This is a genomic window from Streptomyces sp. NPDC086787 (assembly GCF_044745865.1).
In the GTDB taxonomy this organism is placed as follows: Bacteria; Actinomycetota; Actinomycetes; order Streptomycetales; family Streptomycetaceae; genus Streptomyces.
Map to the genome: position 1 here is coordinate 1 of NZ_JBIVBC010000056.1, position 1,170 is coordinate 1,170.

The following is a 1,170-nucleotide window of genomic DNA, read 5'->3' on the forward strand; positions in this document are numbered from 1 at the left end:
GGCGGCGTTGGCGCCGGAGGTGGTGGGGGTGCTGGCCCAATGTCCGCTGCGGGAACTGGTGACCGCGTCCGAGCCGCTGCCCCTGCTGGTCGAACGCGAACGCGCCCTGTACGGCTCCTGGTACGAGTTCTTCCCCCGCTCCGAAGGCACCCCCGAACAGCCCCACGGCACCTTCCGCACCGCCGCCCGACGCCTCGACGCCATCGCCGCCATGGGCTTCGACGTCGTCTACCTCCCCCCGATCCACCCCATCGGCACCACCCACCGCAAAGGCCGCAACAACACCCTCGACGCCCGCGAGGACGACGTCGGCGTCCCCTGGGCCATCGGCTCACCCGAAGGCGGCCACGACACCGTCCACCCCGCCCTCGGCACCCTCGACGACTTCGACGCCTTCGTCGCCCACGCCCGCGAACTCGGCCTCGAAACCGCCCTGGACTTCGCCCTCCAGTGCTCCCCCGACCACCCCTGGGTCCACAAACACCCCGACTGGTTCCACCACCGCCCCGACGGCACCATCGCCCACGCCGAGAACCCCCCCAAGAAATACCAGGACATCCACCCCATCGCCTTCGACACCGACATGGACGGCCTCACCGAGGAAACCCTCCGCGTCCTGCGGCACTGGATGAACCACGGCGTACGGATCTTCCGCGTCGACAACCCCCACACCAAACCCGTCCAGTTCTGGCAACGCGTCATCGCCGACATCAACCGCACCGACCCCGACGTCATCTTCCTCGCCGAGGCCTTCACCCGCCCCGCGATGATGCACACCCTCGCCCAGATCGGCTTCCAGCAGTCCTACACCTACTTCACCTGGCGCAACACCAAACAGGAACTCACCGACCACCTCACCGAACTCACCGGCGAGGCAGCCGCCTACATGCGCCCCAACCTCTTCACCAACACCCCCGACATCCTGCACGCCTACCTCCAGCACGGCGGACGCCCCGCCTTCGAGGTACGCGCCGTACTCGCCGCGACCCTCTCCCCCACCTGGGGCATCTACAGCGGCTACGAACTCTGCGAGAACACCCCCCTCAAACCCGGCAGCGAGGAATACCTCGACTCCGAGAAATACCAGCTCCACCCCCGCGACTGGACCACCGCCACCCGCGAGGGCCGCACCATCGCCCCCCTCATCACCCGCCTCAACACCATCCGGCG

General features: G+C 68.4%; 1 pseudogene. It reads left to right on the forward strand.

What is annotated here, in order from left to right:
* Nucleotides 1–1,170: pseudogene (locus tag ACIPK3_RS34415) on the forward strand (alpha-1,4-glucan--maltose-1-phosphate maltosyltransferase); the annotation flags it as partial.